Below are 21,202 nucleotides of genomic sequence, written 5' to 3'. Positions count from 1 at the left end.
GTGTATGCTTTCGATGAGAGCTTTACTTCGTAAAGCTTTAAGGAGGAATGGAAGTGAATACCTTTTTGTTGGAAATTGTCACGCCGGAGCATCTCGTCTATTCTAAACAAGTGAATAGCTTGACAGTACGGGGAGTCGAAGGCGAGTTGGGTATTTTGCCGGGACACATTCCGCTTGTGACTCCACTTCAGGTTGCTCCGTTATCCGTCAAATCGGACGGTGTTACGATCTCCATCGCCGTTCATGGCGGTTTCGTTGAAGTGCATAAGGACAAAGTAACAGTGCTGGCCGAAAGTGCCGAACTGCCAACGGATATTGATGTTGAACGCGCCGAGGCTGCTAGAGAACGCGCTCAGCGCCGTCTCCAGACTCGTAGCAAACAAGATGATATCGATCACCGCCGTGCGGAGTTGGCGCTGCAACGCGCTGTTACACGGATTAAAGTGTCCACTGGTAAAGGACAACAGTAGGATATAAGCGGTCAAGCTCTAAGCTTGACTGCTTTTTTTGTTATAGTAATCTATGTAGTAAAGGTTAAGATTTCTTCATTTTTTTGGATATTGGCATTGAATTGTTTAAAAATTTGTAAAAGTACTGGATTCTTTTGCCCTGCACAAGTATGATATAAGAGTCGATTTCCGAGTAATACGAACACGGAGGGTTAGCATGGGGGATATATTGTCCAATGGATGGTCTAGTGCCGCTGGAACCAGCAGCATGATCTCAATGATTGTTTCTTTGCTCAGTGTTGTATTATCTTGGTGGGCATTGCAGAACCTTAAGCTGGATTTGGTCATAAGATATCCCAAGAGTCCTCAAGGAAGGCTGCTGCACTTGCTTCTGGCTATTGTACTTGGTCGTTTTGTTGCAGGATTCTTTCTGGATTACCTTAGCTGGAGTGGGATGATCCGCTATATGTTTTAGGAATATGTAGTTTGGTTATAAGTGTCATAGGTCGCAATGGTCAAAAAGTGTCGAATAATAAGGTTTTATTATGTCAACACTGAACTTTAAGGAACATGCCCGGCTGAATGGGCGTATTGATGGAGTATGCGAATTTTTTTGCAATTACTTTTAATCTAAAAAATAATTTAAGAAATAATGGACGCGGAGGGAAACCGAAAATGAGCAAATTTATCGTCCGCGGTGGCAACAGATTGACCGGGAGCGTGAAAGTTAGCGGCGCAAAAAATTCCGTATTACCGATCATAGCCGCCTCTCTATTGGCAGAAGAAGGAGTAAGCGTCATTGTGGACGCACCTCCGCTTGATGATGTAATGACGATTTCGAAAATGTTGGAATCTCTGGGTGCAGGGGTTACATATCAAAACGATATTATCCAGGTGGATGCTACAAACATCACTTCCTGTGAAGCACCTTATGAATGGGTACGGAAAATGCGGGCATCTTTTTTAGTCATGGGTCCTCTGTTATCACGGCTTGGTCATACAAGAATTTCTTTGCCTGGTGGCTGCGCCATTGGCACACGACCGATTGATCAGCATTTGAAAGGATTTGAAGCGCTTGGTGCAGAGATTAGTCTCGGCCAGGGCTACATTGAAGCGAAAAGTAACGGTCGCCTGCGCGGAGCCAAAGTGTATTTGGATGTAGCTAGCGTGGGTGCGACCGAAAATATAATGATGGCAGCGGCACTCGCCGAAGGCGTGACCGTGATTGAGAATGCGGCTAAGGAGCCTGAAATTGTCGACCTGGCCAATTATTTGAATGGTATGGGCGGAATCGTTCGCGGTGCGGGTACAGGTATTATCCGTATTGAAGGCGTAGAACGTCTGCATGGCGTTAAACATCATGTGATTCCTGACCGTATTGAAGCTGGTACCTATATGGCTGCCGCAGCAATTACAGGTGGGGACGTATATGTGGAAGGCGCAATCGCTGATCACTTGGGACCTGTTATTGCTAAGATGGAAGAGATGGGTGTGACCATTATTCCTGATGAGAATGGGGTTCGTGTAATTAGTGACAAACCTCTTAAAGCTGTTGATTTGAAGACTTTGCCGTATCCAGGCTTTCCAACGGATATGCAGTCACAAATGATGGCATTATTGCTGCGCTCTGAAGGAACTAGTGTTGTTACAGAAACTGTATTCGAGAACCGGTTCATGCATGTGGATGAATTCCACAACATGAATGCTGAGATTAAGATCGAAGGTCGCTCAGCAATCGTTACAGGTAATGCGCAATTGGTCGGAGCCAAGGTTTGTGCTACGGATTTACGTGCGGGAGCTGCGCTTATTTTGGCAGGTCTTGTTGCTGAAGGCACTACTGAGGTAAGCGGAACTCATCATATCGACCGTGGATATGTACATTTGGCTGAGAAGCTGTCTGGACTAGGTGCGGAAATATGGCGTATCTCCATGGAAGACACAGCCGCGCAAACGGTGAAGGACGAAACTCTTAAACCAGAAGTAGCCAAGAGCGAATCAAGCAAAAGCGATGAGGTTAAACCTCGCTTTCAGGTTCAAGCAACTTGGGTATAATATCAGTCATTAAGTGAGAACAGGCTGCAGTGATGCGGCCTGTTCTTTTTTTTAATATAAGAGTTTATATGTTCTACGCTATAAAATATCCTTATATTTCTCGCATAAACGCTTACCGTCCTTATAGGGACACCGAATGCGTTTTTGCTTGTATTATTAGAAAGTAAATCTGAATCCTCATCTAATGAGGATTTTTTTCGTTTGTAATTTTTTAACGCGGGGCATAGTGATAGATACGAGAAAGCTACTCTCTTTCTCTCAAATATTGTTCTAGTAGTTGCTGTAAATTCATATCTATAAGAATCAACAGTGACTCACGGAAGGAGCCATAGAGATGAAAGATTTCCGCTACTTGCGACGTAACAAGTCAACGCGCTGGCACTCGCGTCCCCTTGCTCCCCGGCTCAGGCGCCTCGGTCCCGCCGCCTGGCTCGCAGCGCCTATTCTGGCGGCGCTGCTGATTCCACTGGCGGTTGTCCCGCTGCACCGGGGACAACCGGCGCCTACGGCCTTGCCGACGGTAACGGCCTCACCAGCCGCACCAGCGGGGCCGGAGGCGGCTGCGCAGGAAGCGCCGCAGCCGAAGGTCTCCGTCTATTTGTCGCGTAGCGGACAAATAGAGACGTTGCCGCTGGAGGAATACGTCAGCGGCGTGCTTGCGGCCGAGATGCCGGCCAGCTTTGAGCTTGAAGCGCTCAAAGCGCAGGCCGTAGCGGCCCGCACCTTTATCCTTCGCCGCCTGCTGGCTGGCGACAGAAGCGGCGTCCCCGTTCCGGGGGCGGATGTAACAGATACGGTAAGCCATCAGGCTTACGTATCTAAGGATACGCTGGAACGGAAGTGGAAGCTCGGCGGAAGAAGCGCCGACCTCGCAAAGCTTCAGCGCGCGGTCCTTGAGACGCGCGGTATCATTATGACCTATAAAGGGCAGCCGATTACGGCCTCCTTTTTCGCCTCCAGTGGAGGATATACCGAGAACTCGGAAGAATACTGGAATGCAGCGATTCCCTATCTGCGCAGTGTAACTAGTCCTTGGGAGAAAGAGATTACCCCAAACTATGCGGTGACATCTACATTCACCATCTCAGAAATACTTACTAGACTTGGGTTAAACGACAGAGTAATTCCTGCTTCAAAAAATACTACCCAATCAGGCATGACAAAAAATATCTCTACTTCCTCTGAATTGCCGGTAGAAGTGTTGTCTCTCACCACTGGACATCGGGTTAAGGAAATCTCTATTGGAGGTACTATTTTTACTGGAAGAGAAGTGCGAGAGAAGCTAGGGTTACGTTCCAGCCAATTCAGTTGGGGGCGAAAAGGGAATAAAATCTATATAACTACCTTCGGAAATGGGCATGGTGTGGGAATGAGTCAGTGGGGAGCTAATGGGATGGCGAAGGAAGGCGGAACGGCTACTCAAATTCTCAAACACTATTACAGTGGTATCTCTTTTACGCAAATCTCAACTCTTCTGAAAAAATAACTTGAAAGATACGTATAAAAGATAGAAGCCCGGTAACACTGGTTACTGAGGTGATAACCATATGAATGAACAAGACAAAAACAAAACAAACCATGATGAATCTCTCAAAAAATCGCAGGGAGATTCAGGTGCTAAACCTTCTTCATGGAGCAAGATGTTATCTAAACGTTGGGTGTTCCCAGCAGTCTACACGGCGGCAGCGGCAATTATACTAACTTTGGTGTGGGTCTATCAGGATGCCGGCCAAAAACCGCTGGACACCGCCGCCACATCACAGCAAGTAGGAGCTTCAACTAACGAAGCTGGTACTGCAAACAGTAATCCAGATGCCCTTGAAGTTCTTGCTTCAGCGGAAAGCTTGGTTTGGCCAGTAGCCAATCCAGGTGAAGTAGAAGTGGTCAAACCGTATTATGATGAGAATGGTACAGAGGACAATCACGTTGCCGCAATGGTGCAGTATAACGACAAATTTATTCCTAATGTCGGTATCGATCTTGCCCGTGAAGACAACAATACGTTCGACGTCAAAGCAGCGCTTAGCGGTGAAGTTACTAGAGTGGACGATGTTGCAGTGTTAGGTAAGGTCATTGAGATTACCCATCAAGGTAATATGAAGACCGTCTACCAAAGTCTTGGCGAAACGAAAGTTAAACAAGGCGATGTTGTGAAGCAAGGAGATACGCTTGCAACCGCAGGTCGCAGTGAAATCGAGAAGGACCTTGGCAATCATGTACACTTTGAAGTGTATAAGGATGGCAAAGTAGTTAATCCATCTGAGTTACTGCCAGGTCGATAAGAATATTTACTGCAGGGGGCTAACGCCCCCTGTTATGCTTGTATGTAAATAAGGCTCTTCGTAAGCAGCATGCTTATAAAGAGCCTTATTTTTCTATGAGAAACGGTTATTGTCTTTAAAGGACTAATGACGTTCCGCCTTGCTAATAACAAGGCTTCTTGGGTTGTCCATTAAATAAAATGAGCCCTCATAGGCTTGTCATGTCTTGAAAGCGCGAATATATAAGCCCGCCCCTCATATAATGTACCAAACTATCCACAGTTGGGAGGCGGGAGCGTGCACGATTACATCAAGGAACGTACGATCAAAATCGGACGCTGCATCGTGGAAACCAGGCATACGGTCCGGACCATAGCCAAGGAATTTGGCGTTTCAAAGAGCACGGTGCACAAAGACTTGACGGAGCGTCTGCCAGAGATCAACCCTGATCTGGCTGATCAGGTGAAGCACATTCTTGAATATCACAAATCCATCCGACATCTTCGGGGGGGAGAAGCCACAAAAATTAAATATAAAAAAACGACGGGGAAAAAACGTGAGGTTGCTGTAGCATCAAAGCCATAAGATTTTCGGAAATTTAAGGAAATATTCAGCTTTAAAACATTGTGTAGTTCCCCTAAAGTATGTTATTTTTAAATTTAGTACTAACTGCTGTTTTTTCAATTAAAATAACACTTTGGGGGCTCTTTCATTATGTTTAGCAAGGATATCGGAATCGACCTCGGCACGGCCAATGTGCTCATACATGTTAAGGGAAGGGGAGTCGTTCTGGATGAACCTTCCGTGGTCACACTTGAAAGTGATACGAAGAGAGTCCTTGCGGTGGGAGAACAGGCACGTCGCATGGTTGGACGTACACCCGGAAATATAACAACTATCCGTCCTTTACGGGATGGTGTCATTGCAGATTTTGAAGTCACGGAAATGATGCTGAAGTATTTTATCGACCGTGTTGGCGGTCGCACCTGGTATTCACGGCCTCGCATTCTGATATGCGCCCCTACAAATATTACATCTGTGGAACAAAAGTCCATCCGGGAAGCGGCAGAACGTAGCGGGGCTAAGGAAGTATTTATGGAAGAAGAGCCAAAGGCCGCTGCGATTGGAGCGGGAATGGACATTTATCAGCCAAGTGGAAACATGGTCGTCGATATCGGTGGCGGAACGACGGATGTAGCCGTACTTTCTATGGGCGACGTCGTTACCGCTTCTTCGATTAAAGTCGCTGGAGACAAGTTCGATGAGGCCATTTTAAGATATATTAAACAAAAGTATAAATTGTTGATCGGTGAACGGACAGCAGAGGATATTAAGGTTACTATTGGTACGGTTCGACCTGGTTTGATGAAGTCCGAAATGGATATTCGTGGCCGGGACATGGTAAGCGGACTTCCCCAAACGCTCACTATTACGGCGGCTGAGGTAAAGGAAGCATTATGGGATCCGGTTTCTTCCATTGTGGCTGCAGCTAAATCGGTACTGGAGCGTACACCACCAGAATTGTCTGCGGACATCATTGACCGGGGTGTGGTTCTTACTGGTGGAGGTGCTTTGCTTAACGGATTGGACGAGCTACTCTCAGAAGAATTACATGTACCTGTTTGGGTAGCGGAAGACCCTATGCACTGTGTGGTAAAAGGAACAGGAATTATGCTGGACAATTTGGACAAGGTCGTTAAGAAAAAGTTCTAAGCAGCCGATATAAAAGGTAGCATTAGATTCGGAAGGAGACTACCTTCATGATAAGAGGTTTATATACGGCCGCTGCAGGTATGGTTGCGCAGCAACGTAGACACGATACGGCAACACAGAACATCGCTAACTTAAATACAACGGGATATAAGCAGGTTGACAGTGTTAATCATGCTTTTCCGGATGTCTTGATCTCGGCTATGATTAATGGCAATACCACGCCGGTGGGGCGCCTTAACACGGGAGTTTTTGCAGAACAGTCAATATCCCAATATTTACAGGGTGATTTAAGGGAGAGCGGCAAGTCTATGGATTTTGCTTTATCTACAGATTTGCAAGTCGCCGACCCTGTGACGGGTCAAAATATAGCCTTTGATGGTTCAGGGAAATATGTAAGTCCTGAGGGTGAGGTTATTTACCGTCCACAGGCTTTCTTTACCGTTCAGGATGCTGAGGGCAATAACTTATTTACCCGAAATGGAAGCTTCACGGTAAATGCGGCTACGGGAGAAGTGTTGAGCAGTGGAGGCTTCAAGGTTCTGGATTCCACTGGCAAGCCACTTGTCTTGACAGGAAATCAGGACACCCTTAAAGTGGACGGGCAGGGTAATGTACTAAATCCAGTAACAGGACTTCCGACAGGGACCAAGATTGGTGTGAGTGTAGTTACAAAGCCGCAGGAGCTTGTGCGTGATGGTAAAGGTGTGTTTCACGCTGATGATATAGCGGCGGCGGACATTCGTTACTCCAATGCAACTGATAACTTACAGGTGCGTCAAGGATATTTAGAGGGTTCCAATGTTGACCCTACTCAGGTTACTGTTGATTTGAATGCCGCATACCGGGCGTATGAAGCGAACCAAAAGATCGTCCAATACTATGATAGCAGCTTGCAGAAGGCTGTAACTGAAGTCGGCAGGGTATAAGTGCTGCTTATGAAATGGGTTTTACAGGTACAGCTTATAGGAGGTTTGATCTATGAACAACTCAACGATTAGTGCAGCAGTCTCCATGTCGAGCCTTCAGCAGCGGCTTGATATTATAGCGGATAATCTAGCCAATATGGATACAAATGGTTATAAGAGCAAGAAAGGCTCCTTTGAGGATGTGCTGACTCGTGTGCAGCAGCAATCGGATGACTATGATCAGCCGGGCCGCGCTACACCTCTAGGCTTTAATATCGGTTTTGGGACTTATGTGCCTTCGATTACGACTAATTGGGAAGAAGGCCCCCTTAAAGAAACAGGTAATCCAACCGACTTGGCGCTTCAGGGTAATGGGCTGTTTGGAGTTCAGGTCAATGGAACTACAGCTTATACAAGACAAGGTGACTTTCACTTTACGCCTGACACCACCGATGCAACAAAAATGGTCCTTGTAGATAATACGGGGAATCCGGTACTGAATACAGCAGGTAATCCTTTAACGGTCCCTGTGGGCGTGAATGCAGCTATCGATGAATCCGGTCGTGTATTAACGAAACAGTCAGAGAATGGACCTGTTCGGGTAGCAGGTACTATAATGATTGTAGAACCTAAGACACAGAATGCTTTAAAGGCAGTGGACGGGAATTTCTATATGCTTGCCGATGGAGTTACAGCACAGCAGGCTTTTGTACAAAGAGCGGCAGGTGAGGCGTCTGGAATTGGAGTACGCTCAGGGTGGCTGGAGCAGTCAAATGTCGATATGACCACAGAAATGACAGAAATGATGCAGATTCAACGTACGTATCAACTCGCAGCTCGGGCGCTTTCTTCCAGTGATCAGATGCTAGGTCTGGCCAATAACATGCGCGGGTAGAGGTGAAGGAATGGAACGTCAGAAAAAGGTGAAGTCGGAAGACAAACCAGAAGACAAGAAAGAGCCGAAGCGGCGAGGATTATCAAAATGGACACTCATCCAGTGGATTCTTATTCCTTTGCTTCTCATAGCTGCACTTGGAGGCGGACTGGTTGTCGGTTACGTTGTCCTTGGCAAAAAAGAGTTTAGCGATGTTCTACAATGGAGCACATGGAAACATGTCTATGATTTGGTTTTTGCTCCATAATTTAAGATGATAACGACTCCCTTCTTGCTTAAGGGAGTTTTCTTTTTTATACGGATAAATGTATAATGGTGGGGGGCCTCGGGCAGCAAAAAGGGCCCTCTCCGCCATGCTATCGCATCCGGTGGAGAAAGCCCCTTATCTCAACCTCCACTTCTGCAGGTGGTGAAGGATATATATAGTTTTTACCGAAGCTGCCTAAATTTATGCAGTTCGGCGAAGAATAAATGAAGTAACATCCGAAAGGAGTTTTGTTAATAATGCTGGATATCAACCAAATTCAAGAAATCATCCCCCATCGGCCCCCATTTCTGCTGGTGGACAAGATCACTGAGATTGAAATGGGTAAACGAGCTGTTGGCATTAAAAATGTAACGATCAACGAACCTTTCTTCGCAGGTCATTTTCCAGGTTATCCGGTAATGCCGGGCGTACTGATTACAGAAGCTCTTGCACAAGTTGGTGCGGTTGCTATTCTAGGGGTAGAAGCGAATCGCGGTCGGATTGGCTTTTTAGCCGGGCTCGATGGATTCCGTTTCCGTGGTCAAGTCGTACCGGGAGATACGCTCACTCTTGAAGTGGAGATTACTCGCCTTAAGGGCAGTATTGGAAAAGGACAAGCTACTGCGTCGGTTGAGGGGAAAGTTGTTGCCTCTGGGGAAATTATGTTTGCGCTCAGCTAATATTAATTAGCGAATATATATTATACATGGAGAAGGAGAGATTCTAAATGACTCAATTAAGCCCAAAAGCGGCAGAAACCTTATCTCGCTGGCTGGAGAACGCATCTGTTGATGAGTCTACGAAGGCGGAGCTGCGCGCTCTGGAGAACGAGCCACAGGAGCTCGAGGAACGATTTTATAGAGATCTGGAATTCGGTACAGGTGGTCTACGCGGTGTAATTGGTGCAGGTAGTAATCGTATCAATCGTTATACGGTAGGTAGAGCTACACAAGGTTTCGCTAAATATATTCTGGAGACGCATACTGGAGAGGGAAGACCTTCTGTTGTTATCGCTCATGACTCCCGTCGTTTCTCGCCTGAATTCACACTTGAGGCTGCTCTTGTATTGGCTGCTAATGGCATTGAGGCTCATTTATTCACTTCTCTGCGCTCAACACCTCAATTGTCGTTCAGCGTGCGCCATTTGAAGGCAACGGGCGGTATTGTTATTACTGCAAGTCATAATCCCCCTGAATATAACGGGTATAAGGTTTATAATTCTGAAGGTGGACAGCTTGTCCCTGACGAAGCCGAAAAGGTCATTTCTTACATATTAGGGGTTGACACTTTTGATGGTGTGAAACGGATTTCCCAAGAAGAAGCGGAGCTTCAAGGTCTGCTGCACTGGCTTGGTGAGAAGGATGACGAAGCGTTTACCGATACTGTCGCTGCGGTTAGTCTTGCAAGTGAAGAGATCGCCTCTACGCTTGGAAAAGACTTCAAAATCGTATACACCCCGCTACATGGTACTGGTAACCTGCCAGTCCGCCATGTGCTTGAGAAAATAGGTTTCACACAGGTGCATGTTGTACCTGAGCAAGAACAACCAGATTCCGAATTTTCCACTGTAAAATCACCGAACCCAGAAGAACGCGAAGCCTTTACACTGGCTATGAAGCTGGGCGAAGAGTTGAATGCAGACCTCTTAATTGGCACGGATCCCGATGCAGACCGTATGGGGGCAGTGGTTCGCGATAATGAAGGTAAATTTGTTGTTTTGTCGGGCAATCAATCTGGAGCTTTGATGATTCATTATTATTTGAGCCGTTTACAGGAACAAGGTAAGTTGCCTAGCGATGGTGCAGTTGTGAAGACTATCGTGACGAGCGAGATGGGGGCTGCTGTAGCCTCTCATTATGGTGCAACTGTATTTAATACGCTAACGGGATTCAAATATATTGGGGAAAAAATGACTCAATTCGAACAATCCGGAGATTACACATATCTTTTCGGTTATGAAGAAAGCTATGGTTATCTTGCAGGTAACTATGCTCGTGATAAGGACGCCGTTCTTGCGGCTATGTTGATCGCTGAAGCAGGTGCTTATTACAAAGCTCAAGGCAAAACATTATATGATGTTCTTCAGGAATTGTATGAGCAGTTCGGATACTTCTTGGAAAGCCTGGAGTCCCGTACATTGAAGGGTAAGGATGGCGTTGCGCAAATTCAAGGTATCATGAATGATTGGCGTACGAATGCACCACAAGAAATTGCGGGATCTGCCGTTACAGAGGTGCTGGATTATTCGCTAGGCTTGAATGGTCTGCCGAAGGAAAATGTACTAAAGTATTTGCTGGCTGACGGTTCATGGTTCTGCCTGCGTCCTTCAGGTACCGAGCCAAAGATTAAAGTTTATTTTGCGGTTGTGGGTGAATCCTTGCAGAATGCTAAGGATAAGGTAGCTACACTATCCAAGCAGGTTATGGCTCGTGTTGACGGGGAACAATAAAATAAGAATATAGATCGCGCTCTATATTGTGAAATTATATTTTTTACGTAGAAACGGGTACCGTCTCTAAAAGGATGACGATCCGTTTCTACTTTTGTAAAAAGAGTTTTGAAGTGAAAGAGGAGGTACTTTTGGTGCAGCAAAAATGGCAACGTTGGAATATTTCTTCCCGAAAGTGGCTGTGGATCATAGTTGTGGTTGGCGTTTTAGCTGCCTTGCCAGTTGTCTATGACCGTCTGCAGACGGAGAAGTCTTCCAAGACAGTGGAATTTGTATTTGATTACCGTGATTTAGTTGAAGTAGCAAGCTATCGCGCAAATCCGCAGGATTATATTTCCGAACAGTTAGATCGTCTAAAAGATGCTGGTGTTCAGAGTATGGCGATTTACGAAAGCACGCTGGAAGATTATCGGAAGGCGCGTCGTCTAATGATGTGGGGTGCGGCTGATATCGCTAATCTTACGGATACAATCATCCCGGTGAATGAGAACTATACTTATGTTCTTTTTACTAATCCTGATTACTACCAGGCCCTGGCGCCTGTCATTAAAGAGGCATTCGGTAATCTTGGGATTACTTCGAAGGAATGGAGTTTCCGCGGACAACAAGGTCTTATTATTGAGACTCCAATAGAAGATGCTACACTGAAGCCACTTCAGCCGGATCCATTTACACTGGAGATGCTGCATGACAAAGGGTTCACCATTGTACCGCGTCTTGTGGATTCTTTGACTTATAATAAAGCAACAGTTAAGAAGCTGTTAGATCGTTATGAAGAATTGGGTGTAAAACGAATCCTATTCGAGGGAGAGTCCGTTAAAGGGTTTAATGATGATGCCGATACGGGTAGTATCACTGACTTTGCAAATCTCCTTAAGGAACGTGGAATCGGAATTGCAGCGATTGAAAATATTAAGAAGCAGCAGAAGGGCTTTAACAAGCTTGCTTATTTGCTGGACTATAACGTAACACGGTTATACTCCCTTAGCGAAGGGGATTCTGCCTTAGATCCAAAAGTGATCTCAGATCGTTTCGCTCTGGCAACAAAGGATCGCAATATCCGCATGATTTATTTAAATACGATTCCTTCACGGAATACAGCTAAGGCACAGATTACAGATACGCTAGACAACCTTGTCACGAGTTTGAGTGATCCTGGTGGTGCCGTTGAGCAGATCAAAGACAATGGGTTTAAGTTAGGACAAGCTACGGCTTTTGAGGTTGTAGATTCGTCTTATCAGCGTTACTTCAAGTTAGTTGCGGTAGTTGGAGCAGTCTCTTTAGTAGCGCTGCTGATTTCATACTTTATTCCATGGCTTACGATCCCGGCATGGGTGCTAGGATTACTGGGAAGTGCAGGCCTGCTGGTCTTGAAACCAGAGCTATTTGAGCAGGCACTGGCGCTAGCGGCTGCGATAAGTGCACCAACCCTGGCGGTTGTACTTGCCATTCGTAAGGTTAATGAAATGGGACCTCCGCTACGGAACAATACCCTTACCTATAAGGCTATGAGCCCGCAACGTCGGTTTACGCATAGTCTGGTGCTTTATTTGAAGACGTCATTAATTTCTTTGAGCGCTGTGCCATTCGTGATCGCACTGCTCAACAACATAACCTACAGCCTAGTGCTGGACCAGTTCCGTGGTGTTAGTCTGCTCCATATGGCGCCTATCGGCCTTGTAGCACTTTATGTACTCCTCTATCGCGGAGAGTTTGTCTTTAACAAGACAGGTAAGCTGCTGCGTACACCAATCACATTAGCTATGGTTCTTGCCGCTATGGTTCTTGGGGTCGTAGGTATGTATTATTTAAGCCGTACTGGAAATGGTGGTAACGTAACACCTCTAGAAATGGCCTTCCGTACATTCTTAGAGAATACGGTTGGTGTCCGGCCGCGTAATAAAGAGTTTTTGCTCGCACATCCGTTATTAATTCTGGGTGCATTCCTGGCCTTTAGATATCGGAATGCAGCATTTATCATGATCATTGCCGTAATTGGTCAGCTCTCCATGGTGGATACCTTTGCACATATTCATTCACCTGTTCTGATCTCGCTGGTTCGTGGATTGCTCGGTCTTGGACTCGGACTGATCATTGGTGTAATTGCCGTAATCGTATGGCAGATTGCAGAAGGGTGTTGGAAACGATGGTCGCCACTCCTAAAAAGATAGTTATCTCTGGTTACTATGGTTTCCGTAACAGTGGAGATGAGGCGGTGTTGCAGTCCATTCTAATTGCACTGCAGAAACAGTCTCAAGCTTTGGGTATATCCATTGAGCCTATAGTGCTGTCCATTGATCCTGAGTGGACGAGCGCCACATACGGAGTAAAATCCGTGCACCGGATGAAGCTTGTTGAAGTCCGTCAAGCGATTTATGAGAGCGCTGGTCTGATCAGCGGTGGGGGTAGCTTGCTGCAGGATGTCACAGGTAGCAAGAGTATTCCTTACTATTTAGGTATTATCAAGCTTGCGCAGTGGATGGGGAGACCAACCTTTATCTATGCTCAAGGTATCGGACCAGTGAATCGCAAGCTTTTTCACCCTTTAATCAAATCCGTGTTTCGTAAATGTACTTATATATCTGTGCGGGATGAACAATCCCGCGAGCTTCTCCTATCTATGGGACTGGAACAGAAAAAGATAGAGGTTGTTCCCGACCCGGTTATGGGCTTGTCTTTGCCAGAGGACACGGATGCTACTACACAATCTTCAGAATTATCTAATTCACTTCCGGTAATCGGGATATCGGTACGTTATTGGGAGCAAGACCGCAGAGAACTGGAGGCTCTTGCACAAGGCTTGATTAAGGCCAACCGTGAGGTTCCGTTACATTTGCGATTCCTCCCTTTTCACACCCCTTCGGACAATGAGGCTTCACGTTATCTGATGGATAAGCTGAAGGGAAGTATAACCGAGCATGGTGGGCAGGTCAGTATTTGTGAGGATGCCATTCACCCGCAGCATATGCTAAGGGAAGTGGGACAATGCGATGTTCTGATTGGTATGCGACTTCATAGCTTGATCTACGCGGCTGGAAGACGTGTTCCACTGATTGGTATTTCTTATGATCCGAAGATCGATCATTTTCTGGACAGAATTCAGACCCATCCTGTTGGAGCAACGAACACACTTGATGCTGAACATGTTGCTGCCGAGATTGTTCATCTTTTGAACACAGGACAGGAATGGAGAGCGGCACGGGAAGATGTCATTTCCAAGTTGATTCAAGAAGCAGAGGCACCAGCTCGGCAAATCGTAGAATATTTTCACCATAAAGGATGATCTAAAGTGAAAGCAGAAAGCGCGGTACCTACAGTTCCTATTTTTGGAATTAGAGTCTCGAAAGTTGATATGGCAGCAACAGTTGCCTATTTGACGGAGGCTGTTCATACCCGTATCCCGCATCAAGTGATTACAGCTAATCCAATTATGGTTATGGCTGCACTGGAAGATCCAGCTTATATGGATATTATGAAATCGGCTGAATTGGTTGTCCCCGATGGGACAGGCGTTGTATGGGCTGCTAATTATTGTAATGAGCCGGTATCAGAACGGGTAGCAGGTTATGATCTGTTACATGAATTGATGCGGCAGGGTGAAAGATATAGTTGGAAGGTATATCTTCTAGGTTCTACGCCTGAAGTGATTCAGGAAACCGCTGAAAGGTTACAATTGCAATATCCGGGTGTTATCATTGCAGGATATCACGACGGTTATTTTGGTCCGGATGCAGATGAAGAAATTGTTGCTGGAATCGTTAAGGCTAATCCTGACTTATTATTTGTTGCCAGAGGTGCGGATAGTCAGGAACCTTGGATTGCTAAATATAAGACCAAACTGGGCGTTCCGATCATGATGGGGGTCGGCGGCAGCTTTGATGTGATCTCTGGGAAGAGCAAAAGAGCGCCAATAGCCTTCCAAAAAATGAGAATAGAATGGTTGTACCGTCTCCTAAAAGAACCTACACGGTACAAACGAATGCTTGCACTGCCGAAATTCGCATTAAAAGTGGTGCGTGAGAAAGATAAAGTAACAAAAGTCTAGCAAAATGCCGATATTCACCTAGAAAATGAGATAAATAGCCTAAATAAAGGATTGGAATTTGTTTTTGTAACAGCGTATAATTCAATGCGGTAGAGAAATGGGGGTCGACTGATCAAATGTTAATCATATACATCGCTGGATTTATCGTATGCATGGGACTCGCACTTGGCCTCACACCTTTGGTGAAGAAATTCGCCATTAAGATTGGTGCAACAGATGTGCCGAATGCTCGTAAAGTGCACACGAAAATTATGCCCCGCCTTGGCGGATTAGCTATTTTTCTAGCGTTTGTGTTAGGCCTGCTTGCCGTATTGCCGATTATTCCATACGAGTTCACTCCGCGGGAGGTCAACTTCATCAAAGCGCTGCTATGTGGTGGCGGACTGATTGTACTTATCGGGGCACTCGATGACCGATTCGAATTATCAGCAAAAGTGAAGCTACTGGGCCAAATTATCGCAGCCTGTATCGTTGTTTTCGGCTTTGGTATTACTGTAGATTTTGTGAATATTCCATTTAACAATACGTATTCCTCACTGGAGAGCTGGATTGCTATCCCGCTTACGATTTTCTGGATTGTCGGTGTTACCAATGCCGTTAATCTGATCGACGGGCTGGACGGGCTTGCGGCTGGTGTATCAGGAATTGCAATTGCTACGATTGCGGCAATGGCTTTCGTGATGGGAAACACCATGGTGGCAATGCTGTGTCTGTTGCTTCTGGGTAGCATCATCGGATTCCTGTTCTTTAACTTCCATCCTGCTAAGATTTTCATGGGTGATACGGGTTCACTGTTCTTAGGCTTTTGCTTGGCATTACTTGCTTTGCTAGGATTTAAACAGATTGCAGTGGTTTCGTTTATTACACCTTTGCTTATTATCGGTGTACCATTGTCGGACACGTTCTTTGCGATCGTGCGCCGTAAGCTGCAAAAGAAACCAATCTTCGCACCAGATAAAGGTCACTTGCATCACTGTCTTCGCGAGCTTGGCTTCAGCCACCGTCAGACTGTACTTATTATTTATGGTATTGCTGCATTTTTCGGTATCCTAGCTGTCATTCAATCATCAGCAGCTCTATATGAAGCGAACTGGGTTACGTTCGTGGTCATTTGCATCATGCTATTCTTCCTGCAGATTGGTGCTGAAATCACAGGTTTGATCGGCAAGACTAAACGTCCAGTGATTAATTTCTTTTTAAGAATGCGCATGAAAGTGAGTCAGGAACGCGGATCTAAGCTGTAAGCTGCACTTTATAATAATTATAGAAACAACTAGTTCTCATTACGTAAAAGCCTATCCTGTCACAGGATGGGCTTTTTACGTTCTTAAAATTAGCTAAAAAATGTTTTTTCTATAAAATTATTAAGCAGTATTCCTTCAAATTATCATCTTATGTACCGATAAAATAGTTAACGTCAACAAAAGGGAGAGATTAATGACATGCAGCGCATGAGAAAGACATTTATATGGTCGCTACTGTTTGCTTTAGTAGTAACTTTAGTCCCCGCTGGACTTATGAATACCGCAGAGGCGGCAGATAAGCCCACCAGTTATTTTACACCTGATAATAAAGTTTTACGAAATACAGTTGATCTGACACTATTACCGTCAACAACTACAACCACTCAAATTTCCAGAACTAATGTATTGCAAGTAACCGATGCGAGCTTGAAGGTTTCAGGAACCTATACAAAGGTAACCAGCTCTACACTGGGAGCAAATGTACAACTTTTGAGCTGGGATCAGCAAGCTGGAAAGTGGGTTGAAGACCCTACACATGTGATGCCAGGTGTTGTTCAGTTGGATGTTGATAGCCCGGAAAACCGGTTTACGGCAAATTTGACGCTGTATCCGGGGATTAACCGAATTACGTTGACCGGGTCGCAGGGTAGTAATGATCGTTCTGAGGCTTTTTATGTTCTTTTTGATAAGGTACCTTATGTTGAGAAGCTTCAAGTATTAGGCGGTTCTGACAAGCTTGACCTGAACGAAGGTGCGCAGCTTGTAGTAGCAAACTCAGAAATCACTTTGGAAGGTAAAGCGCAAAATGCAACAAAGGTTACTGTTTCCATTAATGGTGAGGGTGCATCAGCTACCTCTCTATTGCAGGACGGAACCTTCTTCTCACAGCGAATGCAACTTAAACCAGGTGTGAATGAGCTGAAGCTAGTCGTAATGAACGGCTCTGATACACTGTCCTTTCAATATACGATATTTTATTTTGATGAGAAGAATCCCATTGTTAAATTATACTTAGTGGATTCGTCTAAATATGGACAGGATCTGCTTGGCAAAGATGAGCCGATATTTACGGAGAAGGCGGACACCGCCAATGTATTTGTTCAGATGATGGTTCCGGACAATGCCGGGATTCCATTTGCTGGTTCTGCAGTTGTAAAGCTTGATAATGCGGTGGTGACTCCTTCTTATGGAAGTGGGATGACTATTGATTCTAGTGGTAAATTGGAATTAATTACTGGGTCTGAAATTTTGGTCCCTTCTCCGAAGAAAGATTCGCCTTCATATCGTCTAGTGACATTCAGCATTCCACTGACTATGCAGAAAGACAATGCAGCTAATATTTTAGCAAATCAAATTCACGCTCTTTCGGTTGCTTATGGGACTAAAACAATAAATCGTTCCGTGGATTTTCAATACATGCAGGGAAAAACGGTTATCACTGATATGAGACTTTTAGAAGGATCTGATTTCTCAGATCCTAATGCTACTATTCCACCAGGTGTATCGCTAAATGGAGCAAAGGTGAACTCCAGTGAGTTCTATATTCGGGTCAAAACTAATAGCAAACCTAATGATACTACGTTACTTGCCAGCTATTTACCTTTATCCACTAAGAACCTAGCTCCTGAGTTGGTTAAGACAATATCAGATACTGAATATATTTACAGAATAAAGGATTTTCAAAATGGTAATCAGACGGTCCGCTTTAATTTTAAGGGTTCTACTGCGACTAAAGATGTTAATATTTCCTTTGCATCAAAGAACTACATCTATGTCGCTAACCTCACTGATGGAGATACTTATACTATTAATTCAGATGCAAGCAAGACACTCAAGGTTAAAGGGCAGTATATTGATTTCCAAAATCTAAACAGTAAATTCTTTGTAGCTGAAATGTATGTTAATGGACTAAAAGTTAAAACAAGCACCGATCCTTGGGTGGACAAACAAACAGGTGATTTTGAAGTTGAACTAGCGGTTAACGCTACAGCGGGTCCGTTGGTATATGGAGAGAACAAAATCATCTTTACTGCAACAGGTATTGATGACAAGGGACAGACAAGAGAAGTGCGCAAGGAATTACGTATATATATTATAGATGAGAACGTGTCAACGATCAGTAAGTTCCAACCTGCTGTTGGTACAGGAAGACCGGACTTTCCAGAGCGAGATTTTCCATCAACCGATCCACGACTTGCTAAGCTTTTTAATTTAACACCAGATTTCATTTATAAAGATAATATTTATACAACAAGTTTGAAGACGTATGATTTAGTTCTTCGAGGAAGCGGAGCGGTTAAGCTCAATTTGAATTTGGGTACTAAAAATATTGTTTCTATTGATATTCCTACAAATTCACAGACGGCTGAGACTCCTACTTTTCCTCCAGGTAGCGAATACACTTATAACTTTGCAGGAAATCAAAAAGATTTTATTATGCGAATCCAAGATCTCACTAATGATGCACCAGGAACGTATATATACACACTTGAACTGATTAATAGCACAGGAGCTAAGACCAGTCGGAAGCTAGAGATTGTTAGAGAAGTAAGTGCGTATCGCCTTCTTTCACCTCAGCCTTCTGTAGGTACTCAATATGTTGTGAACAAAAACTTCATTCACTTCGATATTGAGGCTGAAGGAGCTACAGATGTTATCGTAGATAAGGAACGCGCGGTTAGACGTACTGACTTGGGGGCTAATAGATTTGTATTAGATTATGTGGGCTTAAAACAAGATAAAGCCAATCCTATTAAGATTTCAATTGTTCGCGGAGGAGCAACCACGACAGATACCATTTCCGTATTCTATACGGGGACTGTAGGTGTCGATTCACAGTACATGGCACCTAAGGTAGCGGATAAATACAGCGTGTTTAACAAGGCATTAGAATTAAATTTCCCTAAAGGAACGGTAATGCAAAGTACAGATAGACGGAACCTCACGAAATATTATCCTGACACGAAGTTGCGTTTTGGGATTGCAGAGCCGAAGACAGGTGTAGTAGAACGCCGTAATGATTATGGAAATGTTATTGGTTTCCCTGAGACGTTTGAGGACAGTGGTATTCCTACATGGAAGATTCCTGATGAGTTTACTCTTCGTTTTAGCTCCGATTATGAGACTAATAACTTTGGACGCATTTCGGAAATGTACTGGATTAGTGGTGGATTAGGAGAGTTGGGCACAGTCTCAACTGCAGGATACATTCCTGCTACAAACGGATTAGCTCCATATTCTGTAGATGGTTTGTTTGGTGATCCGCAGATTCCCGCTGAACGCAGAATTACACCATCCAAACGCGGTACACTGACCCTTTCGTTTGACTCTAATGTAGTAGTGGAGGCAGGTACCCAAGTTACTGTATTCAAATATAATGATAAACGGGAATGGGAAAATATTGGAGGTACTGTAGATACCAATAAACACACAATCACCGTTCCGTTTGATGAATTTGGATACTATACCGTTATGAAGATGAGCCGAGGATACAACGATGTTACGAATCATGCTTGGGCCAGAAATATTTTGAATGCTTTGTACTCTAAAGGAATTATGAATAATCTTCGGTTTGAGCAATTCGGAACAGATGATCAGACGACAAGAGGAGAGTTCGCAACACTTCTTGTTAAAGGATTGAACCTTCCGCTTAATTATGATGATAAGAAGACATATGCGGATCTTGTACCCGGAGCAAGCTCAATTACTTGGGACTATGCCCATATTGAGACAGCGGCAAGAGCAGGTATCGTTACTGGACTCTCTGATGGTGTATTCGGACCAGATCAGCCGATTACCAGGGAACAAGCAGCTGTAATGATCGCCAGAGCACTTAAATTGAAGCTGGCAGTGAATGATCAGAAATTAAAAGACAATGTCGCCAAGTCATTCATGGATTCCGGTAAGATAGAATCCTATGCATTGTCTGCTGTTCAAGCAGTATCGAAAGCCAAAATCATGAATGGAACTGAAGTGAACACTCCAGGACAGAAGAAGCCTTCATATAACTTTAATCCTAAGTCCAACATGACCAGAGCTGAAGCTGGGAAAATTGCTGTTGAACTATTGAAAAAGAGTACTACTATATTCCCTAAAAACCTGAGCTAGAGGGAAGGCTTCATATTGTATAATTTTATTACAGAGGGCTGTTTAGTCGCCCTCTGTTTGTTCATTTTTCAGCCACTATATATTAGGTATACTTTATATCTGATTACCATTTGGGTATAATAAAAAAAAGAAAAAGCAAAGTTTTGAAGAGCACGTGGATTTATACAGCTTAAATTACCATTTAGACATCTTTGTAATCTGCTTCGATTTACGATACAATAACTGAGAAAATATTATTTTCTGAAAGGTGAAAGCCAAACATGAAACCGATTTTAGCAAAAGCACAGTTGGATTACATGAAAGCCAAGAATATGTTTGAGAATAGAGCAAAAGTGTTAGAAAAGGAAATTGCGGCTAAGCGGGCACTACAGGAGATTACGCAGGAGGTTATGGAGGAGCTTGTGCAGGCTACAGGATTCCATGATTCTTACAATGAGCTTGTCGTTGCTGAGAACGCTCTGATCGAATGGTCTCATACTACAATTAAACATGAGAAGAGCTACCGCGAGAATCGCGCAGCTATTGATGCAATGTATGACAATGTAAACTCAAGTCCTGAAAAGCGTCAGGAATTGATCCAGTTATCTATGAAGATTCGTTAGACCCTACTGTAATAGAAGTAAGCGCCGGCAACGGCGCTTTTTTGTTGCGTTCAGCATGATGCTACCTTTATGGGAAGCACCGAATGGTGAAGGTAAATAGTAGCCATTAGCTTACGAATCATCAAAGCAATGAACCAGGAGGCAAACCAAGGAAGAACATGTTTGATCAAACCTATAAGCGAAGGTATTTAGATTATAGCTTTAAGAGCCGAAGCTCGGATGAGGAGCCTCCA

Annotated in this window: 18 protein-coding genes; all 18 read left to right on the top strand. The window is 44.5% G+C overall.

Annotated features, from left to right (window positions below; translation table 11 throughout):
• The first annotated feature begins 53 nt into the window (after positions 1 to 53).
• The 18 genes from PAENI_RS11575 to PAENI_RS11490 all read left to right on the top strand — a co-directional run bounded on the left by PAENI_RS11575 (position 54) and on the right by PAENI_RS11490 (position 20,969).
• Positions 54 to 470, top strand: coding sequence for a F0F1 ATP synthase subunit epsilon (locus PAENI_RS11575; RefSeq protein ID WP_042131365.1), 417 nt, complete (start codon positions 54 to 56; stop codon positions 468 to 470).
• 196 nt (positions 471 to 666) lie between these two features.
• Positions 667 to 924: a DUF1146 family protein gene (locus PAENI_RS11570; protein WP_076285651.1), complete on the top strand. Its 258-nt coding sequence runs from the start codon at positions 667 to 669 to the stop codon at positions 922 to 924.
• Between the two features lie 200 nt (positions 925 to 1,124).
• A complete protein-coding gene (gene murA / locus PAENI_RS11565) occupies positions 1,125 to 2,501 on the top strand; it encodes a UDP-N-acetylglucosamine 1-carboxyvinyltransferase (protein ID WP_149645347.1) in 1,377 nt (458 codons plus the stop codon).
• A 352-nt stretch (positions 2,502 to 2,853) separates the two neighbouring features.
• A complete protein-coding gene (spoIID, locus tag PAENI_RS11560) occupies positions 2,854 to 3,987 on the top strand; it encodes a stage II sporulation protein D (RefSeq protein ID WP_262495580.1) in 1,134 nt (377 codons plus the stop codon).
• Between the two features lie 61 nt (positions 3,988 to 4,048).
• Complete coding sequence (locus tag PAENI_RS11555) at positions 4,049 to 4,783, top strand: M23 family metallopeptidase (protein ID WP_042192459.1); 735 nt, start codon at positions 4,049 to 4,051, stop codon at positions 4,781 to 4,783.
• A gap of 276 nt (positions 4,784 to 5,059) precedes the next feature.
• Positions 5,060 to 5,347, top strand: a complete 288-nt coding sequence (spoIIID, locus tag PAENI_RS11550; RefSeq protein ID WP_019915029.1) for a sporulation transcriptional regulator SpoIIID — start codon at positions 5,060 to 5,062, stop codon at positions 5,345 to 5,347.
• Positions 5,348 to 5,476: 129 nt separating this feature from the next.
• A complete protein-coding gene (gene mreB, locus PAENI_RS11545) occupies positions 5,477 to 6,475 on the top strand; it encodes a rod shape-determining protein (RefSeq protein WP_042192456.1) in 999 nt (332 codons plus the stop codon).
• Between the two features lie 47 nt (positions 6,476 to 6,522).
• Entirely contained in the window at positions 6,523 to 7,401 is an 879-nt protein-coding gene (locus PAENI_RS11540; RefSeq protein WP_149645345.1) for a flagellar hook-basal body protein, read from the top strand.
• Positions 7,402 to 7,453: 52 nt separating this feature from the next.
• Positions 7,454 to 8,275, top strand: coding sequence for a flagellar hook-basal body protein (locus tag PAENI_RS11535; protein WP_076285654.1), 822 nt, complete (start codon positions 7,454 to 7,456; stop codon positions 8,273 to 8,275).
• Positions 8,276 to 8,285: 10 nt separating this feature from the next.
• Positions 8,286 to 8,522 carry a DNA-directed RNA polymerase subunit beta gene (locus tag PAENI_RS11530; RefSeq protein ID WP_042192450.1) on the top strand — a complete coding sequence of 79 codons (237 nt, stop codon included), beginning with the start codon at positions 8,286 to 8,288 and terminating at the stop codon, positions 8,520 to 8,522.
• A 257-nt stretch (positions 8,523 to 8,779) separates the two neighbouring features.
• A complete protein-coding gene (gene fabZ / locus PAENI_RS11525; RefSeq protein WP_042192447.1) occupies positions 8,780 to 9,202 on the top strand; it encodes a 3-hydroxyacyl-ACP dehydratase FabZ in 423 nt (140 codons plus the stop codon).
• Between the two features lie 47 nt (positions 9,203 to 9,249).
• Complete coding sequence (locus tag PAENI_RS11520; protein WP_149645344.1) at positions 9,250 to 10,971, top strand: phospho-sugar mutase; 1,722 nt, start codon at positions 9,250 to 9,252, stop codon at positions 10,969 to 10,971.
• A 134-nt stretch (positions 10,972 to 11,105) separates the two neighbouring features.
• Entirely contained in the window at positions 11,106 to 13,142 is a 2,037-nt protein-coding gene (locus PAENI_RS11515; protein ID WP_076297912.1) for a DUF5693 family protein, read from the top strand.
• Positions 13,118 to 14,254, top strand: coding sequence for a polysaccharide pyruvyl transferase CsaB (csaB, locus tag PAENI_RS11510; protein ID WP_149645560.1), 1,137 nt, complete (start codon positions 13,118 to 13,120; stop codon positions 14,252 to 14,254). The genes PAENI_RS11515 and csaB overlap by 25 nt, the downstream gene beginning before the upstream one ends.
• Positions 14,255 to 14,260: 6 nt before the next feature.
• Positions 14,261 to 15,016 carry a WecB/TagA/CpsF family glycosyltransferase gene (locus PAENI_RS11505; RefSeq protein ID WP_262495579.1) on the top strand — a complete coding sequence of 252 codons (756 nt, stop codon included), beginning with the start codon at positions 14,261 to 14,263 and terminating at the stop codon, positions 15,014 to 15,016.
• Between the two features lie 116 nt (positions 15,017 to 15,132).
• Positions 15,133 to 16,260, top strand: a complete 1,128-nt coding sequence (locus tag PAENI_RS11500) for a glycosyltransferase family 4 protein (protein ID WP_060625958.1) — start codon at positions 15,133 to 15,135, stop codon at positions 16,258 to 16,260.
• 207 nt (positions 16,261 to 16,467) lie between these two features.
• The gene (locus tag PAENI_RS11495) at positions 16,468 to 20,367 is read left to right on the top strand and encodes an S-layer homology domain-containing protein (protein ID WP_223178938.1); all 3,900 of its coding nucleotides are present in this window, start codon (positions 16,468 to 16,470) and stop codon (positions 20,365 to 20,367) included.
• A gap of 260 nt (positions 20,368 to 20,627) precedes the next feature.
• A complete protein-coding gene (locus tag PAENI_RS11490; RefSeq protein WP_042131350.1) occupies positions 20,628 to 20,969 on the top strand; it encodes a hypothetical protein in 342 nt (113 codons plus the stop codon).
• Positions 20,970 to 21,202: the final 233 nt, after the last annotated feature.

Origin of the sequence: Paenibacillus sp. B2(2019), from assembly GCF_008370385.1 — a bacterium.
Classification (GTDB): domain Bacteria; phylum Bacillota; class Bacilli; order Paenibacillales; family Paenibacillaceae; genus Paenibacillus_AQ.
This window is presented reverse-complemented; position numbering and strand designations above follow the sequence as displayed.

Excerpts from the sequence above, each read along its gene's own strand:
- PAENI_RS11570 (WP_076285651.1), top strand. The coding sequence starts at position 667 with ATGGGGGATATATTGTCCAATGGATGGTCTAGTGCCGCTGGAACCAGC.
- murA (WP_149645347.1), top strand. The coding sequence starts at position 1,125 with ATGAGCAAATTTATCGTCCGCGGTGGCAACAGATTGACCGGGAGCGTG.
- PAENI_RS11555 (WP_042192459.1), top strand. The coding sequence starts at position 4,049 with ATGAATGAACAAGACAAAAACAAAACAAACCATGATGAATCTCTCAAA.
- mreB (WP_042192456.1), top strand. The coding sequence starts at position 5,477 with ATGTTTAGCAAGGATATCGGAATCGACCTCGGCACGGCCAATGTGCTC.
- PAENI_RS11540 (WP_149645345.1), top strand. The coding sequence starts at position 6,523 with ATGATAAGAGGTTTATATACGGCCGCTGCAGGTATGGTTGCGCAGCAA.
- PAENI_RS11535 (WP_076285654.1), top strand. The coding sequence starts at position 7,454 with ATGAACAACTCAACGATTAGTGCAGCAGTCTCCATGTCGAGCCTTCAG.
- PAENI_RS11530 (WP_042192450.1), top strand. The coding sequence starts at position 8,286 with ATGGAACGTCAGAAAAAGGTGAAGTCGGAAGACAAACCAGAAGACAAG.
- fabZ (WP_042192447.1), top strand. The coding sequence starts at position 8,780 with ATGCTGGATATCAACCAAATTCAAGAAATCATCCCCCATCGGCCCCCA.
- PAENI_RS11520 (WP_149645344.1), top strand. The coding sequence starts at position 9,250 with ATGACTCAATTAAGCCCAAAAGCGGCAGAAACCTTATCTCGCTGGCTG.
- csaB (WP_149645560.1), top strand. The coding sequence starts at position 13,118 with ATGGTCGCCACTCCTAAAAAGATAGTTATCTCTGGTTACTATGGTTTC.
- PAENI_RS11500 (WP_060625958.1), top strand. The coding sequence starts at position 15,133 with ATGTTAATCATATACATCGCTGGATTTATCGTATGCATGGGACTCGCA.
- PAENI_RS11495 (WP_223178938.1), top strand. The coding sequence starts at position 16,468 with ATGAGAAAGACATTTATATGGTCGCTACTGTTTGCTTTAGTAGTAACT.
- PAENI_RS11490 (WP_042131350.1), top strand. The coding sequence starts at position 20,628 with ATGAAACCGATTTTAGCAAAAGCACAGTTGGATTACATGAAAGCCAAG.